Source organism: Marinomonas rhizomae, assembly GCF_024397855.1.
Taxonomy (GTDB): domain Bacteria; phylum Pseudomonadota; class Gammaproteobacteria; order Pseudomonadales; family Marinomonadaceae; genus Marinomonas; species Marinomonas rhizomae_A.
In genome coordinates this window covers 903601-916313 of record NZ_CP073343.1, presented here as the reverse complement: position 1 = coordinate 916313, position 12713 = coordinate 903601, and the positions used below count along the sequence as shown (strand labels likewise).

Annotated in this window: 14 protein-coding genes; 6 read left to right on the top strand and 8 right to left on the bottom strand. The window is 44.6% G+C overall.

The window, feature by feature from the left end; translation table 11 throughout:
• Window positions 1–149: 149 nt before the first annotated feature.
• Together epmA and KDW99_RS04235 are read right to left on the bottom strand one after the other, a co-directional pair.
• A complete protein-coding gene (gene epmA, locus KDW99_RS04240) occupies window positions 150–1127 on the bottom strand; it encodes an EF-P lysine aminoacylase EpmA (RefSeq protein ID WP_255828062.1) in 978 nt (325 codons plus the stop codon).
• A 57-nt stretch (window positions 1128–1184) separates the two neighbouring features.
• The gene (locus KDW99_RS04235) at window positions 1185–1397 is read right to left on the bottom strand and encodes a hypothetical protein (protein WP_255828061.1); all 213 of its coding nucleotides are present in this window, start codon (window positions 1395–1397) and stop codon (window positions 1185–1187) included.
• 103 nt (window positions 1398–1500) lie between these two features.
• Here KDW99_RS04235 and KDW99_RS04230 point away from each other — a divergent pair, with 103 nt between their 5' ends.
• Complete coding sequence (locus tag KDW99_RS04230) at window positions 1501–2334, top strand: LysR family transcriptional regulator (protein WP_255828060.1); 834 nt, start codon at window positions 1501–1503, stop codon at window positions 2332–2334.
• Window positions 2335–2338: 4 nt separating this feature from the next.
• Here KDW99_RS04230 and KDW99_RS04225 read toward each other — a convergent pair whose 3' ends face one another.
• Together KDW99_RS04225 and KDW99_RS04220 are read right to left on the bottom strand one after the other, a co-directional pair.
• On the bottom strand, window positions 2339–2980 hold the full coding sequence (locus tag KDW99_RS04225; RefSeq protein WP_255828059.1) for a LysE family translocator: 642 nt from the start codon (window positions 2978–2980) through the stop codon (window positions 2339–2341).
• A 2-nt stretch (window positions 2981–2982) separates the two neighbouring features.
• Complete coding sequence (locus tag KDW99_RS04220) at window positions 2983–3870, bottom strand: EamA family transporter (protein ID WP_255828058.1); 888 nt, start codon at window positions 3868–3870, stop codon at window positions 2983–2985.
• A 298-nt stretch (window positions 3871–4168) separates the two neighbouring features.
• Between KDW99_RS04220 and KDW99_RS04215 the strand changes: the two genes are divergently transcribed.
• Window positions 4169–5593, top strand: a complete 1425-nt coding sequence (locus KDW99_RS04215) for an aminotransferase-like domain-containing protein (RefSeq protein WP_255828057.1) — start codon at window positions 4169–4171, stop codon at window positions 5591–5593.
• Between the two features lie 112 nt (window positions 5594–5705).
• Entirely contained in the window at window positions 5706–6698 is a 993-nt protein-coding gene (locus KDW99_RS04210; protein ID WP_255828056.1) for an NADP-dependent oxidoreductase, read from the top strand.
• Window positions 6699–6755: 57 nt separating this feature from the next.
• Here the strand turns inward: KDW99_RS04210 and KDW99_RS04205 are convergent, their stop codons facing one another.
• A complete protein-coding gene (locus KDW99_RS04205) occupies window positions 6756–7484 on the bottom strand; it encodes an SDR family oxidoreductase (protein WP_255828055.1) in 729 nt (242 codons plus the stop codon).
• Between the two features lie 258 nt (window positions 7485–7742).
• Here KDW99_RS04205 and KDW99_RS04200 point away from each other — a divergent pair, with 258 nt between their 5' ends.
• The gene (locus tag KDW99_RS04200; RefSeq protein ID WP_255828054.1) at window positions 7743–8180 is read left to right on the top strand and encodes a DoxX family protein; all 438 of its coding nucleotides are present in this window, start codon (window positions 7743–7745) and stop codon (window positions 8178–8180) included.
• A gap of 114 nt (window positions 8181–8294) precedes the next feature.
• Here KDW99_RS04200 and KDW99_RS04195 read toward each other — a convergent pair whose 3' ends face one another.
• Window positions 8295–8819, bottom strand: a complete 525-nt coding sequence (locus tag KDW99_RS04195) for a nuclear transport factor 2 family protein (protein ID WP_255828053.1) — start codon at window positions 8817–8819, stop codon at window positions 8295–8297.
• Window positions 8820–8950: 131 nt separating this feature from the next.
• On the opposite strand from KDW99_RS04195, the gene KDW99_RS04190 reads away from it, so the two are divergent.
• On the top strand, window positions 8951–9361 hold the full coding sequence (locus KDW99_RS04190; RefSeq protein WP_212917759.1) for a winged helix-turn-helix transcriptional regulator: 411 nt from the start codon (window positions 8951–8953) through the stop codon (window positions 9359–9361).
• An 84-nt stretch (window positions 9362–9445) separates the two neighbouring features.
• Here the strand turns inward: KDW99_RS04190 and efp are convergent, their stop codons facing one another.
• Window positions 9446–10021 carry an elongation factor P gene (gene efp, locus KDW99_RS04185; protein ID WP_255828052.1) on the bottom strand — a complete coding sequence of 192 codons (576 nt, stop codon included), beginning with the start codon at window positions 10019–10021 and terminating at the stop codon, window positions 9446–9448.
• A 187-nt stretch (window positions 10022–10208) separates the two neighbouring features.
• Between efp and epmB the strand changes: the two genes are divergently transcribed.
• Window positions 10209–11246 carry an EF-P beta-lysylation protein EpmB gene (gene epmB / locus KDW99_RS04180; RefSeq protein ID WP_255828051.1) on the top strand — a complete coding sequence of 346 codons (1038 nt, stop codon included), beginning with the start codon at window positions 10209–10211 and terminating at the stop codon, window positions 11244–11246.
• A 25-nt stretch (window positions 11247–11271) separates the two neighbouring features.
• On the opposite strand, the gene KDW99_RS04175 is transcribed toward epmB, so the two are convergent.
• A complete protein-coding gene (locus KDW99_RS04175; RefSeq protein ID WP_255828050.1) occupies window positions 11272–12555 on the bottom strand; it encodes a ribonuclease J in 1284 nt (427 codons plus the stop codon).
• Between the last annotated feature and the right edge of the window lie 158 nt (window positions 12556–12713).

The following is a 12713-nucleotide window of genomic DNA, read 5'->3' as shown; positions in this document are numbered from 1 at the left end:
AAGCCAAAATAATTGCTTCGATGAAAAAAACCACCGCATGTTAAAACCGAACTTTCCTTTCAATGCTCTCACCTAAAAATATTTTATTGTTTTTATCGCCACATTTATTTCAGCGAAAGAGGACAAAATGTCACCTTAGACAACAAGGCTTACGCTCTAGAATGAGCAAATGGCAACACCTCTTCGATATGAGATTTATGACACAGTAACATCAACAAACGATCCACTCCTAACGCCACACCAGCGCAATCTGGCAAGCCGTGTTCTAAGGCCGTAATGAGTCGCTCATCAAACTGACGATCAGCTAAACGCATTTGTACACGTGTTTCTTTGTCTTCGGCAAAACGTCTCGCCTGCTCCTTGGCGTCCGTCAATTCATGGTAGCCATTGGCCAGTTCCATGCCTTGCCAATACAATTCAAAACGCGCAGCGACTAATTGACCTTTTTCATCAAAATGAGTCTTGGCAAGTGCCGCTTGCGAGGCGGGATAACTATGAATAAAGTAAGGGACAGATTTACCAATGGCAGGCTCTACGACGCTAGAAAAAAGCAACTCCAGTAAAGTGTCTCTATCCTCTTCCTGCAAACCATATTCTGTGTGCTCATGGGCACATTGTTGTAACTCAAGCAATGTAGCGGTGAAAGGGTCAAGCTCGGTGTGGCGCAAAAACGCTATTTGATAACTCAGCCGCTCACACGTCAAAGTCTCGTCATTTAACAATACCGACAGCAACTGTTGAATCTCATCCATCAATTGCCAATGATCAAAACCCACTCGATACCATTCCAACATAGTAAATTCGATACTATGACGACGGCCGATTTCCTCAGCGCGGAATACTTTCCCCAACTGATAAATAGAACCAGAACCAGCACACAATAAACGCTTCATAGCGAACTCTGGCGAGGTTTGAAGGTAATACGTCAGGTCTTCAGCTTGAGAACGCGTCTGACTGGTTAATACTTCAATATGTGGATCTGTAATACTACCCAGAGACAGACACTGTGTGTCCACCTCCATCACTTCACGGGCATCAAAAAAAGCACGAGTGGCTTTCAGTAACTGTGCGCGCTTTTGCAAAATAGAAAGATCAGCACTGGGTTGCCACAAAGAAGCATCGTACATAGAAAAGCACTCTGAAAAATAAAGTGCATGATAGCAAATACAGCGTGAAAAATGGGCTTATTTCCCCTTCAATACATTAGTTGCCATCTTTAAGGCGGCTTTATAACTCTTCGCTAGACATAAAATTAACCGGCCATCACCACCGCTATTGGCTTCATAATAAGCTTGCTCCTCTCTCTGCTTTAGTGACAGTGAAGCGTGAGGAAACGGCACATTAGCAATGCCGTGGTACTTGGTCTCTTTCTGTTTTTGATAAATATCATCGTCCATCTTCGCTCCCCTAATCAGACATATAACTCAATAACTATTGACGACTTCATAGGGTACGAGATATTTTCTTTTCATCAACAAAACAGAAAGAAAAGGACTTTTCATGAATGAAAAGGTAAATAAAAAGAGTCTCGATTGGAATGACCTGAAACTCTTCCTTGCTGTGGCACGTGAAGGTGGCCTGACTGCTGCGGCGAAATCGACTCAGCGGAGCCCAGCAACATTGGGCAGAAGAATGTATGAGCTAGAGCGAAGCATGGAACGTGAATTGTTCATTAGACATGATCGTGGCTATGAATTAACACCAGAAGGCAAAGCTTTATTAGACGAGCTAACTTTGGTTGAGCATCAGATTCACCGCCAAACAACGCCAGCCAATCAAAGCGCTCGCCCCTTGGTTAAAATATCTGCGGGTACTTGGACGACACTTTCGTTAATTAAGAATTTAGACATGCTCGTGGGGTCACCGCCAGACATACTGCTACGTTTTGTTTCTGCCGAAAAAGTACTCGACATATCGCACCGCGAGATAGTGATAGGGATTCGCAATCAACGACCAAAAGAAGACTCTCTGGTGTGCCGCAAATTAGCTCGAGTTGAGTTCGCGCCTTATGCAACAAAAAGTGCGCCAGACTTTTATATAAAGGTAATGGCTGATACACCGTCAGCGCGTTGGGTTCACAACAATATCAGTAGCAATGATATTGCTTGCGAAGTAAACAGTCCAAGGAACAGTCTTGATTTAGCGCTTGAAAACAAAGGCATCGCGCTGCTTCCGACGTTTATTGGTGACGCCCAGCCACAATTACAGCGCGTAGGAAATATTATTGAGGAATTAGGCCACGACCAATGGTTGGTGACCCATCACGAAGACCGCTATTTGCCAGAGGTAAGAAGATTAATCCAGCGCATCAGCACGGTATTAGATCAATCATAAAAACCTAGGGAGCCAATTTACTCAACAGTATTTTAACACCTGCTGCGCCAAACATCAGCGCGAAGGCAGCATCAAAGCCGCGTTTCATTTTGAAATAGCCTTGGCGAATCCGTGTGTTGGAAAACAACACAGCGTAGCCCAAATTTATGCAGGCGCTTTGAATCGTTAATAAGGCAATCACAGACAACAAACCTTGTGTAGAAACCGAACTCGGCATCCCCATGGCAAATAACGATCCTATAAACAAAATCGCTTTAGGATTGGTTAAATGGATAGCCAAACCACGAAGATAAGCTGAGCGTAAAGATGTTTGTTGAGTCTCTGACGTAGCCAACATTTTGCTCGCATCCGATTTGTTAGCCATCGCTGAACGACAAGATTTGTAAGCCAAAAATAATAAATATGCCGCACCAACATAACGTAAGCTTTCGAATAGCCAGACATTCGCATACAGCACAGCGCCTAAACCAAAGGCCGCCGAACAAGACCAAAATAGTGAACCTGTTGATATTCCAGATGCCAACGCCAAACCTTGCACGCGCCCCTGATTCATTGACGTCGATGCAATAGCTAAGGTCGCAGGCCCAGGGCTTGCCATAACAACAAAAGCACCAATTAATATCAAGACATAGTGGATTTCTTGCATCGCTAAACCTCTCTCACTCTCTTAAAGAAACTCAATTTTGGCACTGCCATTTGCCCGAAAAATAACCCCAGCAAAATCAAGATTGCTGCGATTATCTGATTCATTTCAATTGGTTCATTGTAGAACCAATAACCGCCTAAAATACCAAACACAGGCACCAACAAGGTCATTGGAGCAACACTCGAAACTGAGTATTTCATGATCATCTTATTCCAAAACCAGTAACCCAATAATGTCGTCGGATAAGCTTGAAAAAGAACCGAAAATAACGTCCATTGAGTAAATTGACTAGGCAACGCTGTAACAACTTTTGTCCCTTCAAACATAACCGCTAGTAACAACAAAGGCAAAGGTGCAAACAGCATTCCCCAGATATTAAAAGCAAAAATCGCTTTGGTATTCGCGCGTTTTACAATCAAGCCATTAATACTCCAAAATACAGAGGCCATTAATACCAGTACCAAGCCTTTGCCAGTCACCGAACCGCCTTCAGCCTGCATAATCAAAGCTAAGCCAATTAGCGCCAATCCAGCGCCGAGTAATTTGTTACGAGTAATGGTTTCGTTTAAACATAACCAACCCACCAGCAAGCTACTGACAATACTCATATCCAATAACAAAGACGCCATGCCCGCCGAGACACCCGCGCCAATCGATAACGTTGTTAACCCCCACACGCCGACACCAAAAGACAAACCGTAAGCGATCAAATAACGCCATGGCACGTCCGGTTTCTTAACAAAAAAGATCAAAGGAAACACCGCAAAGCTAAAACGCAACGCGGTAAGCACTAAAGGATGAACACTGTTCACACCCAGCTTGATCACACTGAAGTTCAATCCCCATAACGCCATCAAGGCAAACAACAACCCAAAGTCTCGTAGTTTCATTATTCGTTCCTAGTAAATAAAATCTGTTGTAAACAATAACGAAGGCGCTCAATTACACGCGGTGTTTCGATGAGGTAGACGCTAGTTTCAAAAAGAAACATGGCTTTTCAGTACCACAACGAACTCGATTGTTGAGACAGTGTGGTGATTCCTGAGGTAGGCGTTAGTTTCGAGAGGAAGCGCCACACTGACTCAACATTGGCCCCCAGTATCACTAAAAAACAAAAAAGAACACAGATTCAATTTTTAATAAAAATAAGAGTACAATTTAGAGAAAAGAAATATTTTTGGAGAGGTTATGGCGCTTTACGAGACACTTGCTCAGCATTATATCGACGACATTCAAGCGCAAAGACTGCCTGCGGAAAGCCGTTTGCCAGCGTTACGGACCATGGCGAAGCAACATCAAGTCAGCATGACCACGGCAACCAAAACCTACGATTACCTGCAGCAAACAGGTTGGATTTATGCCCAACCGCAATCCGGTTATTTTGTAGCTAATCAACTCGAAAGTACGGCCTTCCCAAGCCTAGACATCAAAAGTATTGAACAACGAGATCCAAAACGCTTCGCGCCATTAAATGGCTATAACCCTGCCTCGGCGCTTTTTAGTCCGCTTGGCACCTCAATGATTGCGCCAGAATTACAACCAAGTAATGCCCTACAACGCAGCATTAAGCGCGTCACTCAACGAGCAGAAAAACACCTATTTCAATACCCTGAAACACAAGGTGATCAAGGCCTTAGAAAAGCACTTGCGGAACATCTACGCCACTATAACCTAGCCTTTTCAGCAGCCGACTTTGTTATCAGCAATGGCTGTATCGATGCAGTAAGACTAGCGATAGAAAGCGTGACCAAAGAAGGCGACACCATTGCGATTAGCTCCCCTTGCTTCAGTGGTTTGCTCGATCTACTCAGCGCCCTATCTCGTAAAGTGATTGAAATTCCTATCAGCGATCAAGGCTTGGATTTAGGCCATCTGGAGACCTTATTGCAACAAGGCCTAATTAAAGCGTCACTGTTTAGCACATCAAATATGAACCCAACAGGAATGACATTGCCAATTGAGCAAAAACAAGCTCTCGCCAAACTCGCAGCTCAATACCAAATTCCCATGATAGAAGACGACGTCTATTTCGAATTAGGTCACCAGAAACAACAAGCACTGCCAGCCAAATATTGGGACAAAGAGGGTTACGTGATTTGGTGTGGCTCTTTTTCAAAAACATTAGCTGCAGGACTGCGACTTGGCTGGTGTGTTCCTGGTAGATATTTAACGTCTTATCTGAACCAACATGCCTTAACCAGCTTTGGGGTAAACGGACTTATACAGTCTTGCATGGCAGAGTTTATTAACACGGGGGAATATCGCTCTCATGTGAATAAAATACGTACGGTATTGAATCAACACATCCATCGTTATCAACAATTTTTGATCGAACACTTACCCGCCACAGCGAAAATCAGTGCGCCACAAGGTGGGATTGTGCTTTGGGTGCAAATCCCCAGTTTAAATGCGGTACAGCTTGAAAAAGAAGCCAATAAACAAGGCATCGACATCCGCAGCGGCGCTTGTTTCAGCACCCACGACTTCTATCACGATTGCTTCCGCATTAACTGCGGTTGGCCGCTAGAAAATACTGGGGATAAATACAGTACTTATCAACAATTGATCAGCTTGTGCAAGATAATCAATGATTTGATGAAGGCAGAGGCGTAACTAGATTGGAGCGTTTGCACCTTTACTCCTTTAATCCTAACCTTTAGATCAATAAAAGCGCCCCAAACTCTGTAGGTAAGTTTTAAGAGAAACATAAAGAGGAATATTTGCTATGTCTTATCGCTCTGTAAAATTGGTTAAACGCCCCACTCTAGAAATCACCGAAGATGCCTTCAATATTGTGAGCCAAGATATTCCCACGCCAGCAGGAGGTGAGGTACTGGTAAAACTCTCTCACTTGTCTTTAGACCCTGCCATGCGAGGTTGGATGAGCCCTGACGAAAACAGCTACATTCCGCCAGTAAAACTAGGCGACACTATGCGCGCCAGTGGCATTGGTGAAGTGGTTGAATCCAACAATGAGAAATTCCCTGTCGGCACTCGCGTTATGGGGCTTATGGGTCTAACTGAGTATGCGATCAGTGATGGTAATGGCTTGAATGTGATCCCAAAAGAATTACCCGCTGAAGCGATTCTTTCTGTGATTGCCTTGCCTGGCATTACCGCTTATCACGGTGTGTTTGAAGTACTTAAACCCGAAGCAGGTCAAACACTTATCGTCACTGCCGCAGCGGGTTCTGTCGGCTCACTTGTTGGTCAAATGGCTAAAAATCTTGGTTTAACCGTGATTGGTGTCGCAGGTTCGGATGAAAAATGCCAATGGCTTACCAAAGAGTTGGGCTTCGATCACGCGATTAATTACAAAGACGCAGACTTTGTTGAGCAATTGACAAATGCCACACCGAACGGCATCGATCTTTTCTTTGAAAATACGGGCGGCGTGGCACAAGGCCCGATCTTTGAACGCATGAATCCTCATGGTCGTATCTCTGTTTGTGGTCTCATCGCTGACTACCAAAAAGCCGAGCCAGCACCGGGGCCAAGCTGGGTTGGTATCATCAAACGTCGCTTAACCATCCAAGGCTTCACCATGCCAGATCATTTCCATCGTATTCAAGAGTACGGTCAGGCGCTAGGCGCCATGCTAGGAAAAGGCGAGTTGAAATATCGTGCCCACGTCATTGAAGGTATCGAAAGTGCAACCAGCGGTATTAACTTATTGTTTGAAGGTAAAAATACTGGCAAGTTGATCGTTAAGCTATAACGGCTCTCATATAGAAAAAACTTTGCACGAACCAAGTAGTCGTGCAAAGGCTTCTAGCTATAGGTCAAACTGCGACGGCAACATCACCACATCTCGAATCGTCACGTGACGAGGGCGCGTTAGCATGAAGATGAGAGCGTCAGCCACATCGCTGGCTTCCATCAAGCTGCCTTTCTCCTTGGCTTCTGCCAGTTTGTCAGCGGGCCAATCAGATAATAAAGAGGTAATCACTGGACCTGGCGATACAGAACCAACACGAATGCCATGCTTGCTGACTTGTCTACGAACGGTTTGAACAAAACAATTCATCGCCCACTTTGACGAAGCGTAAACCGGCTCCCAAGGCGTCGGGAAGTGTCCCGCTAACGAACTGGTGATTAAAATATCACCCACGCCTCGTTCAATCATATGCGGCAAAACATCACGTACGTTTTTAATGACCACGTTGATATTCAGATTCAACATTCGATCTATGGCGTCGTTATCGGCATCCACTAGATCACCGCCCACATACAAGCCTGCATTCGCGTGAAAAATATCGATCACTTCGGCTTTTTCTAAAATCCGTGGAACCATGGCGGAACAAGCCACAGGGTCCAGCAAATCTACCGCAAGGGTCATGACTGAATCGCCATGCTTGTCCTGCAACGCTTGAAGTGCCTTTTCGTCGCGGTCAACGATGACGACTCTAGCCCCTTCGGCTATCATGCCTTCAACACTTGCCAACCCAATTCCTGATGCGCCACCGGTGACAACGGCGACTTTTCCGATTAATGCTTTAGACATGTTTATTCTGCTTGTTGTTATTAATAGTAATAACAACACGCTACCACTCTCATGATAAAAAATTCTGCTACTTTTTTGCTTATAACTAAACCAAATAGGGAGATTTCCCAATAAAACCACTTTCAAGTGGGTGTTTCAGGCAATGTTCAATTTTATTGATCATTTACCTCAAAAAACTCCGTTACTCTATTTCTTTTTTTTATATATAGTACCTATCACTTAAATAGAACCTCCCCCTAACAGTAAGGTAAGTAAAAAATGGCATCTTTCATTCAAAACATCACAAACACGACATCTGGTATTGCTAGCACAATTTTGCGTATTCCAGTCGGTCTCATTCTAATGGCTCATGGCGCACAAAAGCTGTTCGCTATGTTTGGCGGTTACGGTCTTGAAGGGACAGGTCAGTTCATGGCGTCTCTTGGTCTTGAGCCTGGTTATTTGATGGCGCTTTTGGCTGGCAGTGCAGAATTCTTTGGTGGTGCTGCGCTAGTAATCGGTTTATTAGTTCGCCCAGCCTCTGCGGTGATTGCCTTCACTATGCTAATGGCAATCATAGCTGTGCATATTTCAAACGGTTTATTCATGGCAAACAACGGCTACGAATACGCTCTAACGCTTTTGGTTGTTGCTGTTTCTTTGGTATTCAGCGGCGCAGGCTCTTACTCTGTTGATAAAGCGCTTTCAGCTAAATAGTTACCCTTTCTAAAAGCAATGTAAAAAGCCTCGATACTGAAAGGTATCGAGGCTTTTTATACGTTATGAAAATCAGATCAAGAAAAAGGGAAATGCGAATAGGACTACCTGGGGTTATGGACTCAAGTCTGGGTTTTCATTCATCAATGAAGAATCCCAATGCTCCATCGCTTTGCCATCTTTTATACGCCAAGTATCAAACCAAGCGGTGGTGTAAGTACCCTTTTCAGTTTTTACCTTACGAGGTGTGATCACGGTAACTAGATCACCTTCAGCCATCACTTCTGCTACTGGCCAATTCAACTTATCTGCAACGGGCTTAGGCTTAGTTTTGAGTATTTCAGTGAAAAAATACACAACGGCATCACGCCCATTCGCCGCATTTGGGTTATGTTGAATATAATCTTTGGCAATAAATTCTGACGCCCTATCCCACTGATTCGCTTCTAATAACACTTTCAGAATATTATAAACTACCTGTTTATTCGCATGCAGTTTTGGGTCATCACTGACAAACAAAGCATCCGCATCGGCTCTAGCCACGACAGGAGTAGCAGGGGAAATGGCGGCAGATTGTTCAGCGTACACTGGAATATTTGTCACAGCAGCCAGGAAAGCCGCCAAAAAGACTCTTTTCATAAGGTTATCTCCTGCATAAAATCGTTACTCTTTATTAGTCTATTTAAAATACTAGATATATATTAGAGACTAATGAGCCATTGTAAATAAGGCAGTTTTTAAGTAGTAAGTAACATAGAGGTAACTACCTAATGGACAATTCAGATCAAACAAACCCTGAGTCAATAACGCCACTGCATAATAAACAGAACACAAAAGCATTTGAAGCTTGTCCAATTCGCGACGTGTTAGATAGGATTGGAGGCAAATGGAGTATGTTGCTACTTCTGACGCTAGCAAGCGAAGCCCACCGATTTAGCGCATTACGTCGCGCAGTTCCCGATATTTCACAACGCATGCTGACCCAAACATTACGAGATTTACAGCATGATGGTTTTATCAGTCGCCATGTTTACCCAACGGTGCCACCAAGTGTGGAATACAAATTAACTGCTCTTGGTCACTCGCTGCTTGAGCCATTACAACAATTAACCAAGTGGGCTGACGCCAATCATGATGCCATTCGTGCCGCACGAGTAGAATTTAAACAGAATGCCGTTTGATGAAAAAACAGCCGTTTATAGACAAAAAAAGCCCCGATAGTTTCCTATCGGGGCTTTTTTTCATTCATCACGCTAAGCTAGGAATTATTTACCTGTTGCGCGAGAAACGTATTCGCCAGTACGAGTATCAACACGTAGAACTTCGCCAATGTTGATGAACAGAGGAACACGAACCATAGCACCTGTTACCAAGTACGCAGGTTTAGAACCGCCGTTAGCCGTATCGCCTTTTACACCTGGATCAGTGTCTTTCACTTCAAGTTCAATGAAGTTAGGTGCAGCAACAGCCAATGGAGCACCGTTATAAAGAGTAACAACGTATTTCTCTTGCTCTTTTAACCATTTTACTGTGTCGCCAACTGCGGTTTCATCAGCAGCATGTTGTTCAAAAGAACCGTCTACTGCCATGAAGTGCCAGAACTCACCGTCGGTGTACAAATACTCCATATCGGTGTCCATCACATCAGCAGATTCAAGCGTATCACCTGATTTAAAAGTACGTTCCCAAACTCGACCAGAGCGTAAGTTACGCAACTTCAAGCGGTTAAAGGCTTGGCCTTTACCTGGTTTAACGTGTTCGTTATCGATAATCGCACATGGATCACCGTCAACCATTACTTTCGCGCCGTTGCGCATATCGCTGGTAGAAATATTAGCCATACATCCTCACAGTATATTTTTAGAGAAAAGGCTCTGACTGGCGTATCATGTCAGTCTCAAGATCTCTGCGAACTTCTTTTTATGCCATTTAGGACCGCTAAATAGGCAAATAAAAAGAGCGTTTGCAAAGATCTCGAAGAGCCATTGGCCGAATCGGCCCAAATAAGTTGGCGCAATCATAACCTAAATGAACACAATTTTGCAGATATTTGACGTGATCCCTATTCAAACTAAGAACAATTTAAGCTGGTCGCAGCACCTGTCAAAGGCCCTAACCTCATTGCCGGAATTGATTGAGCATTTAGGCCTACCGAAAAGCCTAGCTCAACAAGGCAAAGAAGCACATGACAGCTTCAAATTATTGGTACCTCGGCCTTATTTGTCTCGCATTGAATATGGCAATCCAAACGATCCGCTGCTGTTGCAAGTCTTACCCAGCATCTCAGAAATGCAGAAAGTCGCAGGTTACACAAAAGACCCACTAGAAGAAGCCGACCACAATCCACAAAAAGCCATCGTGCATAAATACAAACGACGATTGCTCGTCATTACCACTGGTACCTGCGCGGTAAATTGTCGTTACTGCTTCCGTCGTCATTTTCCTTATGGTGACAATCAACTGGCACAAGCTGAATGGCAGTCAGTGATTGATTATTTGCACGATCATCCAGAAGTTAACGAAGTAATCTTGAGTGGCGGCGACCCTTTGATGATGAAAGATAGCTTGCTCGCTGATAAAGTCCGTAAACTTGATGCCTTGCCGCAAATAAAACGTCTACGCATTCACTCACGATTGCCTGTGGTGATTCCAGATCGCGTTTGCGACGACATGCTGGCGTGGATCAAGTCGAGTCGTCTCGACATCGTGATGGTGTGGCATATTAATCATGCCAATGAAATGGACGAAGAGCTTGCGCAGGCGGCTTATAAGCTAAAAAGAGCCGGAGTCACCCTGCTAAACCAAGGTGTTTTACTAAAAGGCGTCAACGACTCTGTAGAAGCCCAAGTCAACTTGAGCGAGGCGGTGTTTGATGCCGGCATTTTGCCATACTACATGTTCACCTTAGATCCAGTAGAAGGCGCGGCGCATTTTGATATTGCTATCGAAGACGCACAGCGCTTGATGGGACAAGTCGCCGCAGAGCTTCCCGGCTACTTAGTGCCTAGACTCGCCAAGGAAATCCCCGGCAAGCCAGCGAAAAGTGTCTTCGCTCCAACTTTTTAGAACGAATATACTTTATTAACTGTCTTTACCTAAGCAGCGCAATCCGCCCCACTTTTACTTGCTGACGTCGAATGCTCACGTTCGGCGCTAGCTGGTATAAGTCGCCATTTCGACCAATTAATTGATCTGGCACATGACTGAGTTTCGCCACTTCAGCGTGAGCATCCAAATGTTGCGGCTCGCCATGAACCGGAATAGCCAATTGTGGTTGTACCCAAGTATAAAGCTGTTTGAGCTCTTCACGGCAAGGATGACCACTCACATGAATGGTTAAGTCAGTTTCATGAGCTTGCAAAGTGCGGATTTTCCGACCTTTAAATTGTTCGGCTAATCTGTCTATGGCTAGCTCATTGCCCGGAATACGCATGGAACTGAAAATCACTAGATCGTCGGCTTCAAGACTTAGATCAAAACAATTATCGGCAGCGAGTCGATTCAAGGTCGCTCTTGGCTCCCCTTGGCTTCCAGTCACTACCGCCAGTACTTCTTCTCTTGGCAAATAACCAAGATGCGCGGCATCGATAATCGGTAAATCATCTGGCCAATGTCCAGTTACTCGAGCAGCACTGACCATATTTATCAGCGACCTTCCAATCAAGGCAAGGTATCGACCCGTCTCTTTTGCCACTTGCCCTAATGCGACTAAGCGCGCGACATTACTGCTGAAACACCCCACCACGACACGGTTCTTTTCTGCCTCGATGGTTTTTAATAAGCCATGATAGCAATCGCTTTCTGACGGCGAAAAACCACCCTTCAGCGCATTCGTGGAATCACATACCATGGCAAGAATATTTTCTTTGGCTAGGGCTTTAAAGCCGGAGGGAGAAAAACCGTCACCAAGAATCGGAGTCTTATCAATTTTCCAATCACCTGTATGAAAGATTTTTCCTGCAGGTGTGTCGATGGTCATGGCATAAGGTTCAGGCACAGAATGTGTTAATGCCAACCATTTGACATTAAACACGCCAATTTTTTTGGTTTCATTTTCTTTCACTTCGATAATCGGTACTTGATCAGTTAAGCCCACTTGAACCAACTTACGGCGCAGCACTTCGGCGGTAAATGCCGTGGTGTAAACAGGGCATTTGAAACGCCGCCACAAAAAAGGCAAAGCGCCCACATGGTCTTCATGGGCATGTGTAATAACGATGCCTGCTAAACGCTCTTTTTGCTCGCTGATAAACCGTGGATCGGCACATACTATTTCGGACGTACGCAAATCATCAGGCGTTAATGGCTCATTGAAGGAAACACCGCAATCGACCATCAACCATTGGCCATCGTGACCATAAAGGTTCATGTTCATGCCAATCTCGCCGGTGCCACCTAAAGGCAAAAACCATAAGTCCTCTTGCGAGGGAATCAAAGATGAAATAACGCACTCCTTGTGAATACTAGTCAATCCTCTCTATGGTACGCATTTTTCATCAATATCCCAGCACACTCGTAGCGATTGGATAAAAG

What these genes read in the sequence shown, in the direction of transcription:
- KDW99_RS04195 (WP_255828053.1), bottom strand. Translation starts at nt 8,819, where the DNA reads ATGAAAAGAGTCTTTTTGGCGGCTTTCCTGGCTGCTGTGACAAATATT.
- KDW99_RS04190 (WP_212917759.1), top strand. Translation starts at nt 8,951, where the DNA reads ATGGACAATTCAGATCAAACAAACCCTGAGTCAATAACGCCACTGCAT.
- KDW99_RS04225 (WP_255828059.1), bottom strand. Translation starts at nt 2,980, where the DNA reads ATGCAAGAAATCCACTATGTCTTGATATTAATTGGTGCTTTTGTTGTT.
- epmB (WP_255828051.1), top strand. Translation starts at nt 10,209, where the DNA reads ATGAACACAATTTTGCAGATATTTGACGTGATCCCTATTCAAACTAAG.
- KDW99_RS04230 (WP_255828060.1), top strand. Translation starts at nt 1,501, where the DNA reads ATGAATGAAAAGGTAAATAAAAAGAGTCTCGATTGGAATGACCTGAAA.
- efp (WP_255828052.1), bottom strand. Translation starts at nt 10,021, where the DNA reads ATGGCTAATATTTCTACCAGCGATATGCGCAACGGCGCGAAAGTAATG.
- KDW99_RS04220 (WP_255828058.1), bottom strand. Translation starts at nt 3,870, where the DNA reads ATGAAACTACGAGACTTTGGGTTGTTGTTTGCCTTGATGGCGTTATGG.
- KDW99_RS04215 (WP_255828057.1), top strand. Translation starts at nt 4,169, where the DNA reads ATGGCGCTTTACGAGACACTTGCTCAGCATTATATCGACGACATTCAA.
- KDW99_RS04200 (WP_255828054.1), top strand. Translation starts at nt 7,743, where the DNA reads ATGGCATCTTTCATTCAAAACATCACAAACACGACATCTGGTATTGCT.
- KDW99_RS04205 (WP_255828055.1), bottom strand. Translation starts at nt 7,484, where the DNA reads ATGTCTAAAGCATTAATCGGAAAAGTCGCCGTTGTCACCGGTGGCGCA.
- KDW99_RS04175 (WP_255828050.1), bottom strand. Translation starts at nt 12,555, where the DNA reads ATGAACATGAACCTTTATGGTCACGATGGCCAATGGTTGATGGTCGAT.
- epmA (WP_255828062.1), bottom strand. Translation starts at nt 1,127, where the DNA reads ATGTACGATGCTTCTTTGTGGCAACCCAGTGCTGATCTTTCTATTTTG.
- KDW99_RS04235 (WP_255828061.1), bottom strand. Translation starts at nt 1,397, where the DNA reads ATGGACGATGATATTTATCAAAAACAGAAAGAGACCAAGTACCACGGC.
- KDW99_RS04210 (WP_255828056.1), top strand. Translation starts at nt 5,706, where the DNA reads ATGTCTTATCGCTCTGTAAAATTGGTTAAACGCCCCACTCTAGAAATC.